General features: G+C 64.5%; 12 protein-coding genes. 3 read left to right on the top strand and 9 right to left on the bottom strand.

Annotated elements, in window-relative coordinates; translation table 11 throughout:
* The first annotated feature begins 5 nt into the window (after positions 1 to 5).
* The gene (locus K226_RS0115625) at positions 6 to 719 is read left to right on the top strand and encodes an SDR family NAD(P)-dependent oxidoreductase (protein WP_024815677.1); all 714 of its coding nucleotides are present in this window, start codon (positions 6 to 8) and stop codon (positions 717 to 719) included.
* Between the two features lie 185 nt (positions 720 to 904).
* On the opposite strand, the gene K226_RS0115620 is transcribed toward K226_RS0115625, so the two are convergent.
* From K226_RS0115620 to K226_RS0115600, 5 genes are all read right to left on the bottom strand, one after another.
* The gene (locus K226_RS0115620; protein ID WP_024815676.1) at positions 905 to 2,194 is read right to left on the bottom strand and encodes a hypothetical protein; all 1,290 of its coding nucleotides are present in this window, start codon (positions 2,192 to 2,194) and stop codon (positions 905 to 907) included.
* Positions 2,195 to 2,735: 541 nt separating this feature from the next.
* The gene (locus K226_RS19120; RefSeq protein WP_024815675.1) at positions 2,736 to 3,323 is read right to left on the bottom strand and encodes a hypothetical protein; all 588 of its coding nucleotides are present in this window, start codon (positions 3,321 to 3,323) and stop codon (positions 2,736 to 2,738) included.
* The gene (locus K226_RS0115610; protein ID WP_024815674.1) at positions 3,323 to 4,003 is read right to left on the bottom strand and encodes a C39 family peptidase; all 681 of its coding nucleotides are present in this window, start codon (positions 4,001 to 4,003) and stop codon (positions 3,323 to 3,325) included. The genes K226_RS19120 and K226_RS0115610 overlap by 1 nt, the downstream gene beginning before the upstream one ends.
* Before the next feature lie 14 nt (positions 4,004 to 4,017).
* Positions 4,018 to 4,410, bottom strand: coding sequence for a hypothetical protein (locus K226_RS0115605; protein WP_024815673.1), 393 nt, complete (start codon positions 4,408 to 4,410; stop codon positions 4,018 to 4,020).
* Positions 4,411 to 4,503: 93 nt separating this feature from the next.
* Positions 4,504 to 5,724, bottom strand: a complete 1,221-nt coding sequence (locus tag K226_RS0115600; RefSeq protein ID WP_024815672.1) for a hypothetical protein — start codon at positions 5,722 to 5,724, stop codon at positions 4,504 to 4,506.
* 645 nt (positions 5,725 to 6,369) lie between these two features.
* On the opposite strand from K226_RS0115600, the gene K226_RS0115595 reads away from it, so the two are divergent.
* Positions 6,370 to 7,620 (top strand): FimV family protein, encoded by a 1,251-nt coding sequence (locus K226_RS0115595; protein WP_035242098.1) that lies wholly within the window; start codon positions 6,370 to 6,372, stop codon positions 7,618 to 7,620.
* 33 nt (positions 7,621 to 7,653) lie between these two features.
* Complete coding sequence (locus K226_RS0115590; protein ID WP_024815670.1) at positions 7,654 to 9,003, top strand: sigma-54 dependent transcriptional regulator; 1,350 nt, start codon at positions 7,654 to 7,656, stop codon at positions 9,001 to 9,003.
* 16 nt (positions 9,004 to 9,019) lie between these two features.
* Here K226_RS0115590 and K226_RS0115585 read toward each other — a convergent pair whose 3' ends face one another.
* The 4 genes from K226_RS0115585 to K226_RS0115570 form a co-directional block, all read right to left on the bottom strand.
* Positions 9,020 to 11,494, bottom strand: a complete 2,475-nt coding sequence (locus K226_RS0115585) for a Lon protease family protein (protein ID WP_024815669.1) — start codon at positions 11,492 to 11,494, stop codon at positions 9,020 to 9,022.
* A gap of 134 nt (positions 11,495 to 11,628) precedes the next feature.
* Positions 11,629 to 12,738, bottom strand: a complete 1,110-nt coding sequence (hemH, locus tag K226_RS0115580) for a ferrochelatase (RefSeq protein WP_024815668.1) — start codon at positions 12,736 to 12,738, stop codon at positions 11,629 to 11,631.
* A 95-nt stretch (positions 12,739 to 12,833) separates the two neighbouring features.
* Positions 12,834 to 13,202 carry a TraR/DksA C4-type zinc finger protein gene (locus K226_RS0115575; protein WP_024815667.1) on the bottom strand — a complete coding sequence of 123 codons (369 nt, stop codon included), beginning with the start codon at positions 13,200 to 13,202 and terminating at the stop codon, positions 12,834 to 12,836.
* A gap of 110 nt (positions 13,203 to 13,312) precedes the next feature.
* The gene (locus K226_RS0115570) at positions 13,313 to 13,870 is read right to left on the bottom strand and encodes a hypothetical protein (RefSeq protein ID WP_155886566.1); all 558 of its coding nucleotides are present in this window, start codon (positions 13,868 to 13,870) and stop codon (positions 13,313 to 13,315) included.
* Positions 13,871 to 13,921 lie beyond the last annotated feature (51 nt).

Genomic DNA, 13,921 nt, shown 5'->3' with positions numbered 1-13,921 from the left:
CCGCCATGTCCACGCCATCCCTCCAGTCATTGCCCCAGGGCTACCGCGCCCTTGTCATTGGCGCCACTGGCGCCATCGGCGGCGCCTTGCTGGCCCACCTGCGGGCCGACCCCCGCTGCGCCCTGGCCGTGGGCCTGGGCCGTCGCACCAGCCCAGCGGTGGACCTGGACGATGAAACCACCGTCGCCCACGCCGCCCAGCACCTCAAGGCCCAGGGCCCGTGGCACTGCATCATTCACGCCGCAGGCATGCTGCATGGATCCCACGGCCTGCCCGAGAAGCGCATGGCGCAGTTGAACTATGCGCAGATGGAAGCCACCTTCCGCACCAACACCTTCGGCCCCGCGCTGGTGCTGGCCCACTTTGCGCCGCTGCTGCCCCGGCAAGGGCGCAGCCTGCTGGCCGTGCTCTCGGCCAAGGTTGGCAGTATTGGCGACAACCGCCTGGGCGGCTGGTACAGCTACCGTGCATCCAAGGCCGCACTCAACATGCTGCTCAAAACGGCGTCGATTGAAGTGGCCCGCACCCACCCGCAGGCCGTGCTGGCGGCGCTGCATCCGGGCACGGTCAATTCGGCGCTGTCGGCGCCATTCAACGGGGCAAAGATTGGGAGGGCCGCAGACGATGCGGCAGCGGACTTGTTGCGTGTGTTGGACGGGCTGGGGCTGGAACAAACCGGCGGCTTTCACGCCTACAACGGGCAAGAACTGCCATGGTGAATCCGACTTGATGGGTGCCAGGGGGACTGTCAGTGGGGATTCTGTGCGCAGATAAAACCTGCCTGTTCGTAATGGGGTCAGGCGCGTGAAGCACCTTTGAACAAGGTTGGGGACAACCGGCACAGCGCAGCGCGCGCTGTCCGTAGATACGGCACGCGCTGCGCGGTTCCGGGTTGCGTTTGCCGTTACCGGGCGGTGGCCGCGGTAGAGGTGCTCGCACCGACCGCCAAGTTGGATTGCACGTTCACGCTCTGCTGCACCAGCGAAGAGATACCGCTGTTCTGGCTGGCAATCATGATGCCCGCAGCCGACTGACCGACGCTGGTCATAGTGTTGGACATGTTGAACGTGCCTGCGCTCACGGTGTTTGTTCCACCTGCACCGCCGCTGCCGCCCTCGCCAGCACCGCCGGTGCCGCCATTGGCGGTGGTGGTGCCGCCGCTGCCAGCGCCACCGGTGCCACCCGTGCCACTGCCACCAGCGCCACCGTTACCGGCGGTGTTGGAGCCGTTGCTGGCACTGCCATTGCTGGCGCTGCCATTGGTGCTGGAACCCCCTGCGCCACCGGTGCCCGCGCCTGCCGTGCGGGTGCTGCCCCCACCGTTGCTGGTGGCGGTGCCGCCCGTGCCCGTGGCTGTGGATGCGCCGCCAGCACCGGTGGTTCCTCCGTCTCCGCCGCTGCCGGCCACAGCGCTCGCGGCGATGGCGGGTGTTTCGCTGTCGCCGCCAAAGCCTGTGCTGTTGCCGCCGTTGGCCGAGCCGCTGTTTCCACCGTTGCCACTGCCGTTGCCATTGGCATTGGCAGCACTGCTGCTGTCGCCGCCATTGGCGCGTCCACCATAGCCCTTGCCACCGTTGCCAGCGTTGGCACTGCCATTGATGGCGCTGCCGTTGCTGATGGCGCCATTGGATGCGTTGCCGCCGCCCGCGCCAGTGGCCCCTTGACCGCCGGAGCCCGTGCCACCCGTGCCCGTGCCGCTGGCCGTGCCTCCATAGCCCTTGCCGCCATCGCCTCCGTAGCCCTTGCCGCCGTTGGCGTTGCCGGTGTTGTAGGCGTTGTTTCCGATGTCACGTACGCGGTTGCCCGTGACCATGCCGTGAAGGCTGCTGGTTGCAGTGGCTTTGGATACGTTGAAAGCGTTGCTGAACGTGCCGGAAGAGCCATTGTTCAGCGCAGCCGAGCGTGCACCATCGGCCGCCGCTTCGCCAGACCGCTTGTTGGTGCTGTTGTCAGCCCGGTCCGCGTTGTACGTGGTGGTGATGGTGTCGTTGTCGTCTCGGTTGCTGGTGTAACTGCTGTTGTCGGTTCGGGTGCGACTGTTGTCATCATTGCTGTTGATGGCGCTCGTGCTGTTGCTGGTGTTGTCACCAAGCCCGGTGGTCTGGTCGGTGGTCTGGCCCGTGCTGCTGGCAAATGCCACGCCGCTGATGCCGAACGCAACTGCCATGGCCGAAGCCACAAGTGTCTTCTTCATAAAGCCTCCTACGGTGGAATGAAACAAGGTCAAGGGTCGAGTTGCGCGGACGCAATTCGGGCGGGCTTTCAGCAACTTCAGTGCCAGTCGCACGAGTGCCGATTGCAGCGGAGCGGTCCTTGCGAGGGACAGAGCGATTCAAGGGGACCTTAGAGTGGTGGCTAACGTGAAGCAGGCGAACTGCTTGCACGCAAACTGTCACAGCGGCTTGACGGCTGAACAGCGGCGTGCAGCAGTTTTGGCGGAGCTGCCTGTGCCCTGCCAGTTCTGCCAGTTGCGCCATGTTGAATGCACTGCGTAATGGCAGCCGCACGGATGTCGCAACAGTGTGACGAGAGGGGGGCGGGGCGTGAATTGCGGAGGGGCCGATATCGCCGAGCCATGGCTGTGCGACATGTTGCAGTGGCTTTTCCCAGTGCCCAGCAAGGCCGCCACAGGTGGCTTCAGAGGCGGGTGATGAGATGTACATAATGCTATTAAAGTTATAGCTGTATGCGCTTGTCCATCAATCGTTTTATCGTGATTGTTTTGCGATTCACGGTCAACGCTGACCAATGCTCCGCTGGATCGCCTCGGTCAGCGTACTGTTCAGGTTCATGGACCGCACCATGCCCAGCCCGTTGCTGCTGGCATTGATGATGGTCTGGTAGCGGATCTGCTGATTGTTCAGGGAGTTCTGTATCAGCGTGCCTGTGGAGCTGCCCGCGATGGTGGTCACCATGGCGCCCGCGGCTTCGGGGCTGCTGGTGGTCGTGCTTGAGGGGCCTGACGCAAAGGTATTGCCCGGGCCGTTTTGCACCAGGTTGAGGGTTGCCAGCTTCTGGCTCAGCTGGGTGGCCTGTGCCGGCGTGATGTCTGCCATGCGGCCGATATTGAGCGTGGTTTCGGTGATCAGGGCGCCGTTGATGTATACCGCTCTGGAAATTCCGAACGACACCGTCAGCCCATCGCCCATCCTGAAGCCCCCACGCAGGGAATCCAGCGTCTGGTCACCCACGGCCATCCATAAGGTGTCTTGCGCCGGGGGGGCCGCATTGGCACTGAATGCCAGTGTTCCCAGCAGGCACAGTCGCACGGCAGCCCGGACGATGGTGGAGGCCGTTTCACCTCGGCAATGCAGATTGGGCATCAGAAGTCTCCCGGCCCGTTTTTTTGCAGGGCAAAGCCGCTCAAACCGGCCCTCGTCATGTCGCTGCCAATGGGCGCACGCGGCGCTACACGCCAGTCGGTGGCAAGGTTGAAGCGCGCCGAATCCATGCGGTTGTGGATGACAAACAGCAGTTTGCTTTGCCACAGGGAGTCGAAATCCTTGCGCGAGAGCGCACGCGTGCCCTGCGCCGGATCGCCCACCAGAACGCGGTCGCCTTGCAGTCCCTTGACCACAACGAAATGCTGGTAGCCGTTTTCGTTGATCAGCACGATGGCAGGAATGCGCGCCTCCTGGAGCTTTTCGAGGGGCTGCTCGAACCCGTCGGCCTGGAAGCCGAGGCTGGCCAGAAAACGCTTCATGTCGAGCAAGGAGAACCCCTCGCGCTGGATCTTGGCCTGATCGCCATGGACATACATCGTGGCAAACACGGTCTGTTCGTCAATCGGTGTGCCGTAGTGGTGGGTGAGCAAAGTGGCGATGGCTGCCGAGCCGCAGCTGAAATCGAATTTCTGTAGCAACGTGCCAGCCAGGCGCGCCTGCTTGATGCTGGTGACTGGCAGGGTCACGTCGCCTGCACCCGTGGATGGGAAGTAGGCGGACTGCGCGGTTGCCGCAGTGACCACGCCAAGCAGCGCGATGGATAACAGGGGCAGTCGCATGGTGGCCTCCGGAATCAGTTCATCTGCACATGCACGATGACTGCGTTCTGGATCAACACGTTCGCGCCCGAGTTCTGAATCACGACGGGCATTCCGTTCATGTTGGCGAAGGCGCCAGCGCTGATGGCGTTGTTGCCGGTGTTGACGTTGTGCGCCGTGTTGTCGGCGGTGGTGCCAGCCAGCATCAAGTCGTTGCTTACCAGGGAGCTACCGCCACGGTAGCTGTCGAGGGTGGCGCTGTCCACGGCTGGTGCCACAAAGGCCGACCGCACAGGCGCCAAAGCTGTTGGCGTGCGTGCGTTGTCTCCCGCCATGGGCACGTTGGGCGCCTGTGCTGCGGCATGCGCTGTCAGGAGGGACGCTGTGCACAGAACCAGCACTGCGTGAAGGGAGCGGATCGAGGTCATGGGGAGCCCTCTTTGAAAATGGTGGTTGGCAAAAAGCACCGCGCAGCCGTGCGTGGGAAGGGCACGCGCTGCGCGGTTTTTTGGGGGCCGTACTTACTTGCCGACGGCCAGGTTGGCCTGGACGTTCACGCTCTGCTGCACCAGCGAAGAGATACCGCTGTTCTGGCTGGCAATCATGATGCCCGCAGCCGACTGACCGACGCTGGTCATAGTGTTGGACATGTTGAACGTGCCTGCGCTCACGGTGTTTGTTCCACCTGCACCGCCGCTGCCGCCCTCGCCAGCACCGCCGGTGCCGCCATTGGCGGTGGTGGTGCCGCCGCTGCCAGCGCCACCGGTGCCACCCGTGCCACTGCCACCAGCGCCACCGTTACCGGCGGTGTTGGAGCCGTTGCTGGCACTGCCATTGCTGGCGCTGCCATTGGTGCTGGAACCCCCTGCGCCACCGGTGCCCGCGCCTGCCGTGCGGGTGCTGCCCCCACCGTTGCTGGTGGCGGTGCCGCCCGTGCCGCTGGCCGTGGTTGCTCCACCGGCACCGGTGTTTCCTCCGTTGCCGCCGCTGCCCTGGCCTTGGTCGTTGGCACCGCCGTTGGCGGCGCCACTGCGGCCGCCATCACCGCTGCCGCTACCGTTGGCTGAGACCGTGCCGCCGCTGTCGCCGCCATTGGCGCGTCCGCCATAACCCTTGCCACCGTTGCCGGCGCTGGCACTGCCATTGTTGGCACTGCCATTGGTGACGTTACCGTTGAATGCATCGCCGCCATTCGAGCCCACAGCCCCTTCACCTCCAGCGCCCGTGCCACCCGTGCCCTTGCCGCTGGCCGTGCCTCCATAGCCCTTGCCGCCATCGCCTCCGTAGCCCTTGCCGCCGTTGGCGTTGCCGGTGTTGTAGGCGTTGTTTCCGATGTCACGTACGCGGTTGCCCGTGACCATGCCGTGAAGGCTGCTGGTTGCAGTGGCTTTGGATACGTTGAAAGCGTCGGTGAATGTGCCGGTGGAGCCGTTGTTCAGCGCAGCCGAACGTGCGGCATTGGCAGTTGCAGCGCCCGAGTCCTTGTTGATGCTGTTGTCGGTTTTGTTGGCGTTCCTTGTTTTGGTGATGGTGTCGTTATCGTTTTTCGTGTAACTGCGCACACTGTTGTCGGTCTTGGTGTGGCTGTTGTTGTCTGTACTCGTGGTGGTGCTGGTACTGGTGCTGGTGTTGTTTCCGCTTTCGGTACCCTGGGATGTGTTCTGGTCTGTGCTGCTGGCAAATGCCACGCCGCTGATGCCGAACGCAACTGCCATGGCCGAAGCCACAAGTGTCTTCTTCATAAAGCCTCCTACGGTGGAATGAAACAAGGTCAAGGATTGAGTTGCGCGGACGCAATTCGGAGGTCGTTCAGCAACTTCAGTGCCAGCCACATTCCGGTGGGATGTGGTGGCACCGCGCTACTGGAGAAGTGGCGTGCCAAGGGGGCCAAACAGGCGAGGCAAAAGTGAAGCGGGCAGGATGGTTCCGCGCAAAGTGTCACAGGAGGTTGACGCCATTGCCTCAGGCCGCAGCGTTTTCGGTGTGTCAGCGCCCGCTGCCGCAGTTGATTCATCTGCAAAACCACCCCGCGACTGCCACAGGCCTGGTGTCTCAGTGCTGTGACGCAGGGGTTGCGCAGTGCGGGTTGCAATGGGGTTGGGCGCACCAACTGCTCTACAAAAGTGGCAGTGCGAAACGCAGGTGTGGCCGGCGCGGGCTCCGTCTCGGCTCTGCGACTGTGGGTTGATACCAGTGTGATGTCTTGCGCCCAAACTTACTTCCACTTGCAGAGTGGTGCTTGCACACCCAGAGGCCACGCGCCTATTCTTGCCCCGCGTTCACCGCCACTGTTGGCACAACAAAAACGCCGTTGCAGCGCCATCGGGAGTAGTCGCATGAAAACGCACAGCTCACACAGACCCTGGGTTTTGGTTACCGGTTCGGTCATGGCGCTTTCAAGTGCCATGGTGCAGGCGCAAAGCGTGCCCGCACGCAAGGGCATTACACAGCGCATTGAGGCGCTGGAACAGCAGGTCAGCGCGCAAGGTCGGGAAATCGAGGCGATGCGCCAGCAGGTGCTTGAACAGGAGGCCCGCTACCAGGACCTGGAGCGCTCGGTGGCCGAGTCAGCACGCAGCGCGCCGCAGCCAGCCACGGCCGAGGCGGCGCCTGCGGGCAATGTGCCTGCCGACACCGGGGCCCGCCCCGTGCGGGTGGGGGTGGCACCGGCGGTGGACAACCAGCCACCGGCGGTGGCACCCTTGTTCGACCAGCCCGGCATCCTCACGCAGCCGGGTCACTATGTGCTGGAGCCGTCCCTGCAATACGGCTACTCGTCCAGCAACCGCGTGGCGCTGGTCGGCTACACCATCATTCCGGCGCTGTTGATCGGGTTGATCGACGTGCGGGAGGTCAAGCGCAACACCCTGACTGCGGCGCTCACCGGCCGCTGGGGGCTGACCCGCCGCCTTGAAGTGGAAATGAAGGTGCCTTATGTGTACCGCTCGGACGATTCGATCAGCCGCGAGATCTTTACGGGGTCGGCGTCTGAGCAGGCGTTCAACTCCAGCGGCCGTGACATTGGCGATATCGAGTTTGCGGCGCGCTACCAGCTCAATGAGCCCAAGGGCAATGACCCCTATCTGATTGGTTCGCTGCGCTTCAAGACCCGCACCGGCAAGGACCCGTTCGAGGTGGTTACCGACTGCGTGACGCGTTGCCTGGGCAACACCACCGGCACAGGGTTGCCGCTGGACCTGCCCACGGGATCGGGCTTTTATTCGCTGCAGCCTTCTCTCACCTGGTTGCTGCCTTCGGACCCGGCCGTGTTTTTTGGCGGCATCAGCTACACGCACAACTTCGGCCGCAGCGATGTGAGCCGTCGGGTGCTGGCGGGCGAACAGGAGTTCATCGGCAGCGTCAAGCCTGGCGACGTATGGGGCATCAACTTCGGCATGGGTCTAGCGATCAATGACCGCTCGTCCTTCAGCGTGGGCATTGACCTCAATTCCGTGGGGCGCACCAAACAGAACGGCTTGCCCGTGCCCAGCTCGGTGCGCACGCAGCTGTCGTCACTCCTGCTCGGCTATTCGTACCGCTACAGCAACCGGACCACCCTGAACGTCACGGTGGGTGCGGGCCTCACGCGCGACACGCCTGACCTCACGCTGAGCGTGCGCCTTCCGATGTCCTTTTGATGATGCAACGTGAACCTACGAGATCAACATGCAATGCCTGTGCGCAAAATTTTATGCCTGAGTCTTGGAGCAGAGGGCGAGATTGTGGAAGGCCACCTGCGGCGCGCGGGGTGGGAGGTTGCGTGCTGCAGCGATGTGTCCGCAGCACGCAGCCTTCTGGCGCAGCGCAAGTTTTCCGTGGCTCTGGTGGTGGCCGATGCCGCGCAGCGGCTGGACGAGGACGGAGTGGTCGCTGTGGAGGCCTGTGTCCATGCCTCGCTGCAAACGGAATGGGTGGCTTTATGTGAACAGGCGGTGCTGGAGTCGCATGCGTTCCGTGCGCTGATACTGAACTGTTTTTTTGACTATCAGGTGCTGCCGCTGGAATGGCCCGATCTGGACCGGATGATCGAACACGCTGCGCAGCGCGCCCTGCTGCGCCACGGGTCCACAGACGCCTTGCCCGAGGCCGATACCTTGGGCATGGTGGGGCAGGCCGCGTCGATGGTGCAGTTGCGCAAGGACATCCGCAAGGTGGCGGGTGCCTTTGCGCCAGTGTTGATTCAGGGGGAGAGCGGCAGTGGAAAGGAGCTGGCAGCACATGCCATCCATGCCCATTCTCCGCGCAAAAACGGGCCCTGGGTTGAGGTCAACTGTGGCGCCATTGCGCCCTCTTTGATCCAGTCCGAGCTTTTCGGCTACGTGAGGGGTGCATTCACTGGAGCGTCTGCCGACCGACGCGGGCTGATCGAAGCCGCCGACGGCGGTACCGTCTTTCTGGACGAGATCGGTGACCTGCCGCTTGAACTGCAGGCGAATCTGCTGCGTTTCCTGCAAGAAAAGACCATACAGCGCGTGGGCGCCGTGCGCAACACGGCAGTCGATGTGCGGGTGGTGGCGGCTTCGCATGTGAACTTGGCCGAGGCGGTGGCGCGGGGGCGTTTCCGGGAAGATTTGTACTACCGGCTCAATGTGCTCACCATCGAGGTCCCCCCGCTGCGACAGCGTATGGACGATGTGCCGCTGCTGGCCAAGCATTTCCTCAAGATATGCGCTGCCGACCGGCCACGGCGCGTGGAAGGATTCGACCGGCAGGCCCTGTCGGCCATGGCTGCCTATTCATGGCCTGGCAATGTGCGCGAGCTTTACAACTGCGTGCAGCGTGCGGTGGTCATGACCGACCAGCGCTATATCAGTGCCCGCGATCTTGGCCTGGCGCCCGTCGATGTGGTGGCTGGTACCGACCTGGATGCAGCCCGCACGCTGGCCGAGCGCGAAGCGATTGCGCGGGCGCTGACGCTGGTGGGAAACAACGTCACGCGCGCCGCCCGCGAGCTGGGTGTCTCACGCATGACGCTGTATCGACTGATGGACAAGCACCGTATCAACGCGGAGACATCGTAAGCCTGCGCTAAGAGCCTCAATCGGCCTTGCGCGTCGCCCCACCGCGCCCACCCCGGCCGCGTCTGGTGTGCCCCGCGCTCTGGCAGGCACGCCGGAAGGCGCGCAGGGTCTGCTCGGCCCGGCTGAGTACGGTGCCCTCTACATCGGCGGTCAGGTCGGGCAGCGCGCCCGGTCCCATCCCCGAGGCTTCGCCCGTCAGCAGCGCAATGCCTTCGCTCACATGGTTCACGGTGTAGACATGGAACAGACCGCGTTTTACGGCATCGAGAACGGCGTGGCTGAGCATCAGGTGGCGCACGTTGCGGGCGGGGATCAGCACGCCCTGCGTGCCATCCAGCCCTGCTGCGGCGCAGGCCTGGAACCAGCCCTCGATCTTTTCGTTGATGCCGCCCACGGGCAGCACCTCGCCGTGCTGGTTGAGGGCGCCCGTCACGGCAATGCCCTGGCGCAGCGGCAGGCCCGACAGGCTGGACAGCAGCGCGTACAGCTCGGCGCACGACGCCGAGTCGCCCTCCACGCCGCTGTACTCCTGCTCGAACACGATGGAGGCATTCAGCGCCAGCGGGGCCACATGGCTGAACAGCGCGGTCAGGTAGCTGTGCAGTATCAGCACGCCCTTGTCGTGGATGGGGCCCGACATATCGACTTCGCGCTCGATGTTGAGCAGGCCTTCGTGCCCGGCAAACGTGCGCGCCGTGATGCGCACGGGGAAGCCGAAGCGGTAGTCGCCCAGATCGACCTGAGTCATGGCATTGATCTGGCCGGCCACCGTGCCGCGCAGCGTGATCAGGCGCTCGCCCTCGGTGATGGACTCGTGCAACTGCTCTTCGGGATAGTTGTGGCGCAGGGCGTGGGCCCGCAGTGCGGCATCGACATCGGGGGCTTCGACCAGCGCGCCGCCGCGTGCGCGGCACAGGGCCGCGCTTTCGATCACCAGGGCATCGGTGTTGGCAAACAGCGCACTCTGGCGACTCTGGTCGTCGGCTTCGCGGTGGGTCTGCTCCAGCAGGCGTGCCACGGCGCTGGGGGCAAAGTGGGGCAGGCCGCGTTTTTTGCAGCTGTGGGCGACAAAGATGGCGGTGGCGTGGCGCGTGGCGGGGCTGGCCGCAAAACGCTCGGCAAAGTCCACCTTCACGCGAAACCGGCGCGCGGTGTCGGGGTCGGCCTCCTGCAGGGCGTAGTACTCCTCCACCGAGCCGATCAGCACGATCTTCACGTCCACATCCACGGCTTCGGGTTGCAGCGCGACGGGTGCGGTGGGGCCGTGGGCTGCCGCGCTGCCTTCGTCGATCTGCAGGCGGCTGCTGCGCAAAAAGCGGCGCAGCCGTGGCCACAGGCCCTCGTCTTCGACGAGGTCGCGCAGGTGCAGCACGATGAAGCCGCCATGGGCCTTGAGCAGGCTGCCCGCGCGGATGCACGAAAAATCGGCGTGCGGCGGATCGGTGTCGGTTTGCAGGTCGATGGCGCCAAACAGACTGCGCAGCTGCGGGTTGTCTTCCACGATCACGGGTGCGCCGTTGCGTTCGCTGTTGTCCACCGCCAGGTTCACCTGGCAGCGGGCCAGCAGGTCGGCCAGGCGCTGCTTGCGCTCGTCTTCGGCATCGGTGTCATCAGCGGCAGCATCGCCTGCTTCGAACAGTGCCAGGTGCGCCAGCACTTCGCGCTCGACCTGGTCGAGCCACTGGCCCAGCTTGGCGCCATCCTTGATCTGTTTTTTGAGACCCTGGCGGATGTCCTGCACCGCATGTTCGATCAATGGCTTGATGGTCTGGCGGCGCAAATTCACCAAGGCCTCATCGCGGGAGCGCTCCAGCGGGCGCATGGTGTCCAGAAAGCGCGCAATCTCGGTGCGCAGGGCCTGCTCGGCGGCATCGATTTCGGTGCGGCGTTCGCGCGGCAGGGCCAGGGCCTCGTTTTCCGTGAGCGGGTGGCCTTTGTCGCCCGTGAGGGTGAACACCATCTGGCCGCCTTCGCGCGAGAGGCGAAAGTGGCGGGCCTCTGCAAAGGCATCCAGCGCGGCAAAGGCGCTGGCCTCCTGGGTTTGCCAGGCTTTCTGTATGGCCTCGGCTTCGGCTTTGCAATCGGGGCTGGCCAGGCGCTTGGGGATGTCGGTTTGCAGCATCTTGGCCATCTCCAGCATGGCTGTGCGCAACTGGCGCCCCTGCCCGGCGGGCAGGCGCAGGGCGCGGGGGCGCTCGGGGGCGTCAAAGTTGTGCAGATAGCACAGGTCAGGCGGCACGGCACGCTGGGCCGCAGCGGCCTGTGTGGCCTGGCGCAGCAGCGAGGTGCGCCCGCTGCCCACTTCGCCCAGAACGAACAGGTGGTAGTCGGGCTGGTCCATGGCCAGGCCAAACTGGGTGGCGGCCTGGGCGCGCTCTTGGCCGATCCAGGGCAGGGGCAGGTCCTGTAACTCGGCGGTGCTGGCAAAGCCCAGGGATTCGGGTGCGATGGTCAGCCGCAGCTGATGGGGTTCAAGGGCAATGGCGGGCATGGGCAATGGCGTTGCTGCAAGCCGCAACGGCCTGCGCACAGCGCAAAGCGGTTGACGGGTTGGTGCATAAAAATATGAGTAAAAATGGCCTCTAGCGCTTTATCAGTAAGCGCTAACAGCTATCAAAATAATAGTTATTTCGACATGGGGCACGCCCCAGCCGGCGCGCCACCTGCCAGCGCCCGGGCGTGCGCATCGGCCAGTGCAGCGGCATCGGGCACCGTGGTGGGCCAGCCGGCCAGGTGCTGTTGGGCCACTTGGCTGAGCGCGGTGATCCAGGCGTTGCTGTCGTTCAGGCAGGGGATGTAGTGAAACTCCTGGCCGCCTGCGTGCAGAAACGCCTCGCGCACTTCCATGTTGATTTCTTCCAGCGTCTCCAGGCAGTCGCTGGTGAAGCCGGGGCACACCACGTCCACGCGCCGGGTGCCCGCCTTGCCCAGCGCTTCGATGGTGGGCTGGGTGTAGGGCTCCAGCCACTTGGCCTTGCCAAAGCGCGACTGGAAGGTGATCTGGTAGTGGTCCTTGCGCAGGCCCAGGCGTTCGGCCAGCAGGCGGCCGGTCTTGAGGCTTTCGCAATGGTAGGGGTCGCCCAGGTGCAGCGTGCGCTCGGGCACGCCGTGAAAGCTCATCACCAGCTTGTCGGGTTGGCCATGGTGTTTCCAGTGGGTTTCGATGCTGAGGGCCAGGGCGTCGATGTAGCCGGGATGGTCGTGGTAGCGGTTGACAAAGCGCAGCTCGGGCACGTTGCGCGTGCGGGCGGCCCAGCTGTATACGGCGTCCAGCACGCTCGCCGTGGTGGTGGCGGAGTATTGCGGGTACAGCGGCAAAATCAGGATGCGGGTGGCGCCCTCGGCCTTGAGGGCGTCAAGCTGGCTGGCGATCGACGGATTGCCGTAGCGCATGGCATGGCGCACCAGCACGTTGTGCCCGGCCTGGCCCAGCCAGCCTCGCAGCAGCGTGGCCTGTTTGGCAGTCCACACCGCCAGGGGAGAGCCCTCGGGGGTCCACACGCTGGCGTATTTTTCGGCGGATTTGGCAGGCCGGGTGCGCAGGATGATGCCGTGCAGGATGGGCCACCAGACCAGCCGCGGGATCTCGACCACCCGGTGGTCGCCCAGAAAGTCAGAAAGATACCGCCGCACGGCAGAAGCCGTGGGCTCGTCGGGGGTTCCCAGGTTGCACAACAGCACGGCAGTGCGCTCGGCTTGGCCGTGGGTATAGGGCGGTTCGGTTTGAAAAGGCATGTCGCATTCTCCCGCATGGCAGGGCCGCGCGTGCCGTCACGGGCCTTTGCGCCGGTGCGCTGCGCATCACGCCGGTGTGTTTCGCGGAGGGGGCGTTAGCGTGCCCCGGCGTGGCCTTTGGTCTGTTCCCAGCGTGATTTGCAGGCCACGCAGTGCTGCGTCTGCGGCTCGATCTGGAGGCGCTCGAACGGAATGCTGCAGCCGCATTCGCCGCACAGGCCATAGCTGCCGTCTTCCAGGGCCTCCAGGGCGTGGTCGATGCGCGCCAGGTCGGCTGCGTCAATGTTGGTGAGCGCCTGGTCCACCTCGCGGCCCACATTGCCCTGCACGATGCCGTCCTGGTCGGCGGCGGGTGGCGCAAGGTTCTCGCGGTTTTGCTGCATCTGGTCCTGAAGGTCCTTGCGCACTGCCAGCAGCCGGGTCTTGAGTTCCTGGCGTTGGGCGGTGGTCAGTGTTTCGTTCATGGGGTTCTCCTAATGGGTTGATTTTTGGCAGGCCGGTTGCCGGGGCACCGGTCGCGCGAAATGGTTGGCATGGTACGGGCGTTTGCTCCGGTGTTCGTCCCGGCGGGTTCCTAGAGCGTCATATTTTCGTGCGACAAAACGGTCTTTTTCACATGCACCGAGATGATGGCCACGACCTCGTCCGGCTTGGCCGGGCGCAGCAGCTGTTCGGATTCGACCGACACCTTGGTGACCAGCGAGTCGTCTTCGAGCAGACAGAAAAAGGGAAGGGGATCTGGCTCGTGGGGCAGTTCTGCACGGCCCTCCATGGCGCCGCGCGGCACGCGCAGGCCGTCGAGCAGGGTTTTCAGGCGGTTGTCGATATCGCCACCGTCAGTGATCAGAGTGCCGCGCGGTTGCTGGCGAAACAGCAGCACCGACAACTCGGCATACAGGTCCAGCCGCTGGGTGACCAGGGGCGCAAACAGCAGCCCGCCTTTTTCCACGATCACAGAGACCTGGCCCGGCGCGGCCGGGTGGGCCAAAAGTCGAGCGGCGGCGTCCTTGAGCGGACGCTCTTGCCACAGGCGTTGCAGCTGGGGATGCAGGGCGCGGCGGATTTCCCATTTGTGCGAGGACTTGGCGCCCTGTCCGTGCAGGGGACCTTCGTAGATCAAGCGAAATTCCATGGGGGTCCGGGTCTTTTGTGGAGGGTGACGGGGCCTGCCAGTGCAGGAAGC

The organism is Acidovorax sp. JHL-3 (assembly GCF_000526295.1).
GTDB lineage: Bacteria > Pseudomonadota > Gammaproteobacteria > Burkholderiales > Burkholderiaceae_C > Acidovorax > Acidovorax defluvii.
The sequence above is the reverse complement of the archived record's forward strand: the minus strand, read 5'-3'. Positions and strand labels throughout refer to the sequence as shown.

Bases quoted from the DNA above. Each gene is read 5' to 3' on its own strand.
- K226_RS0115625 (WP_024815677.1), top strand. From the start codon at position 6: ATGTCCACGCCATCCCTCCAGTCATTGCCCCAGGGCTACCGCGCCCTT.
- K226_RS0115620 (WP_024815676.1), bottom strand. From the start codon at position 2,194: ATGAAGAAGACACTTGTGGCTTCGGCCATGGCAGTTGCGTTCGGCATC.
- K226_RS19120 (WP_024815675.1), bottom strand. From the start codon at position 3,323: ATGCCCAATCTGCATTGCCGAGGTGAAACGGCCTCCACCATCGTCCGG.
- K226_RS0115610 (WP_024815674.1), bottom strand. From the start codon at position 4,003: ATGCGACTGCCCCTGTTATCCATCGCGCTGCTTGGCGTGGTCACTGCG.
- K226_RS0115605 (WP_024815673.1), bottom strand. From the start codon at position 4,410: ATGACCTCGATCCGCTCCCTTCACGCAGTGCTGGTTCTGTGCACAGCG.
- K226_RS0115600 (WP_024815672.1), bottom strand. From the start codon at position 5,724: ATGAAGAAGACACTTGTGGCTTCGGCCATGGCAGTTGCGTTCGGCATC.
- K226_RS0115595 (WP_035242098.1), top strand. From the start codon at position 6,370: ATGGCGCTTTCAAGTGCCATGGTGCAGGCGCAAAGCGTGCCCGCACGC.
- K226_RS0115590 (WP_024815670.1), top strand. From the start codon at position 7,654: ATGCCTGTGCGCAAAATTTTATGCCTGAGTCTTGGAGCAGAGGGCGAG.
- K226_RS0115585 (WP_024815669.1), bottom strand. From the start codon at position 11,494: ATGCCCGCCATTGCCCTTGAACCCCATCAGCTGCGGCTGACCATCGCA.
- hemH (WP_024815668.1), bottom strand. From the start codon at position 12,738: ATGCCTTTTCAAACCGAACCGCCCTATACCCACGGCCAAGCCGAGCGC.
- K226_RS0115575 (WP_024815667.1), bottom strand. From the start codon at position 13,202: ATGAACGAAACACTGACCACCGCCCAACGCCAGGAACTCAAGACCCGG.
- K226_RS0115570 (WP_155886566.1), bottom strand. From the start codon at position 13,870: ATGGAATTTCGCTTGATCTACGAAGGTCCCCTGCACGGACAGGGCGCC.